Annotated in this window: 2 protein-coding genes; one reads left to right on the top strand and one right to left on the bottom strand. The window is 28.8% G+C overall.

Features of this window, described 5'->3' with window-relative positions:
* Window positions 1–663: hypothetical protein (locus tag ACH2BC_RS10130; protein ID WP_395053880.1), on the bottom strand; the 663-nt coding region annotated here is incomplete at its 3' end.
* A 314-nt stretch (window positions 664–977) separates the two neighbouring features.
* On the opposite strand from ACH2BC_RS10130, the gene ACH2BC_RS10125 reads away from it, so the two are divergent.
* Window positions 978–2,600, top strand: coding sequence for a T9SS type A sorting domain-containing protein (locus tag ACH2BC_RS10125; protein WP_395053879.1), 1,623 nt, complete (start codon window positions 978–980; stop codon window positions 2,598–2,600).
* Window positions 2,601–2,686 lie beyond the last annotated feature (86 nt).

Below are 2,686 nucleotides of genomic sequence, written 5' to 3'. Positions count from 1 at the left end.
TAAGATGTAGCCAAACTTAATTCCAATTAAAAAGTTTACAGTGTTTATAGTTCCTATTGGTCTAATAAAGCTTTCTACTTGAGTTCCTCCATGAAATTCATCATCTAGAATGCCATCATTTTCTGCTTGTGTTAAATTATTAGATGATTTTATAAACCGAATTCCAAGACCTAAGTAATAGGTAAAAGTAAATTTTTCTCCCAGTTCTTCAACAAAACTATATTTCAAAGAAATACAATTTATTTTTCTGTTCATAGAATATTGTTTTTCAAAATTTGATCCAACACTTACAGATATACTGTCTTTAAATTCATACGATTGTTGTTTGTATTGGTATTCTATTCCAAGATATTGAGTGTTATATTTATTTTCTAAAATTTTAAATTTAATTTCAGGTTTTATAAGATAACCAGAAGAATTTCTTTTAACACTTTCAGAACTTGGTAAATAATTTCCTGCTTCAAATGAAAAAAATAATTTTTTATGCAATTTTATATCTGCACCATATCTAATTGATGGACCATCAAAAAAATCTATTAAAGAAAGTGGTGCAATATACAAGACAATTTTAGGATCAAAATCAGATTCTTTATTGGTTTCTTTTTGCGCATAAGATGTTGTAATTGATAGCAATAGAAATACAATTAAATAATTTTTTCTCATTTTTTTGTTAATTATGTTTGCTAATGTAATGATTTATGTAAAATTTGATTCATCAAAAATTGAATTATCTATTTTTTTAAAATCGCGTAAAACTACCTGTATCCATTTCATTTTTATTAAATACTTTTGAAAAGTGTAAAATTCTTACAAACTTTAATTTGTATAAAATGTGTGGATTTACCGTACTTTTTATTAAAAATAAGTGTGTAATTTTACATTAGTGTAAAATAAAATCTACAAATTAATTGCTTTTTTGTTTTTTGTATTATTTTTTTACATAGTTTTATGATGTTCAATCTTACAATTCACAATTTATGAAAATCTCAACCTTTCGATTGTCTTTAGTAGTTTTCTTTTCTTTATTCAATTCTTTGTTACTTTTTTCTCAAGACATTCTTTGGGAAAAGAGTTATGGTGGAAAACATGCCGAGTATTTAATGGATGCAAAACCCACAGCAGATTATGGTTTTATTTTGGCAGGAAGTTCCTTGTCTAAAAAAACAGGTAAGAAAACTGAGGATAATATCGGCGATTTAGATTATTGGATTTGGAAAATGGATGAAAAAGGCGATTTAGATTGGCAAAAAAACATTGGTGGTTCTGGTAGCGATTTTCTTCAAAGTATTGCACTTACTAATGATGGTGGTTATATTCTTGGTGGCACATCCAATTCTAGTAAAGAATTTGATAAAACAGAAGATTGTAAAGGTGATGATGATTATTGGATAATAAAACTGAATGCTAAAGGTGGCGAAGAATGGCAAAAAACTATTGGTGGCAGTGGTCAAGATAAATTGCAAAGCATTACCCCAACTAGAGATGGCGGTTATATTATTGGTGGTTCGTCTAGTTCTTATTTAACTGGAGATAAAACACAAGAAAATTTTGGAAATTTAGATTACTGGATTGTAAAATTAGATAGAAAAGGAATTATTGAATGGCAACAAACTTTTGGCGGAATGTATGCTGATGAATTAAAAAGTATTGAATTAACTTTTGATGGTGGATTTATACTTGGTGGACATTCTAACTCGCCTATTTCTGGCAATAAAATACAAGACAATATTGGTGATGGCGATTATTGGTTAATTAAATTAGATGCAAAAGGAATTTTAGAATGGCAAAAAACTATTGGTGGCGATAATGATGACCAACTAAATGTAGTACACCAAACGTATGATAAAGGATATTTTTTAGCAGGAAATTCTAACTCGGCTGCAACAAATGAAAAAACCAAAACCAACCAAAACGGAACTGATTTTTGGGTAGTAAAACTAAACGAAGAAGGCGAAATTAAATGGCAAAAAACTTATGATTTTGGCAAAGTAGATATTTTAACTTCATTAGTAGAAAACGAGGACCATAGTTTTTTAATTGGTGGTTATGCCAAAGCCGAAAAAACTGAAAAAGGAAAACTAGGAGTACCCAATGTTAAAGCTAAAAAAGGCACTGATGATTACATTGCCTTAAAAATTAATGAAAATGGAGAAGAATTGTGGAATAGAATTGTTGGCAGTAATGGAGAAGATGTATTAAAAAAAGTTATAGAAACTAGAGATGGCGGTTATTTAATGACTGGAACGTCTAACTCTAAAATTTCTGGTGATAGAAATACCGCTATTGGAAGTAACGATTTTTGGGTAGTGAAACTAAAAGACGATAAAAAACCAGATAAAGTAAAACCCAAGATTGAAGCATTGCCCAACCCAACAACAGAATATACTAATGTTATAATAGGATACGATTATGAAAGTGGCACAGCAACATTAGTAGATTTAGCTGGACACCAATTGCAACAATTTGATATTACCAGTAGAACCATACCCATAGATTTAAGAAGTTACCCAGAAGGTATTTACATTGTAAACATTAAAACTAATGTGCAAAGTGATGGTGTTAAAATTATTAAAAGTTTAAATAAAAAATTGAGTTATTAATTTAAATTCCGTATATTAGTCCCATTAAATACTGATACATGGATAATTTTAAAGGTCAAAACATACTCAATCTAGTAAAAGAATTC

It is taken from the genome of Flavobacterium sp. (assembly GCF_043760115.1).
GTDB lineage: Bacteria > Bacteroidota > Bacteroidia > Flavobacteriales > Flavobacteriaceae > Flavobacterium.
This window is presented reverse-complemented; position numbering and strand designations above follow the sequence as displayed.

Excerpts from the sequence above, each read along its gene's own strand:
- ACH2BC_RS10125 (WP_395053879.1), top strand. The coding sequence starts at position 978 with ATGAAAATCTCAACCTTTCGATTGTCTTTAGTAGTTTTCTTTTCTTTA.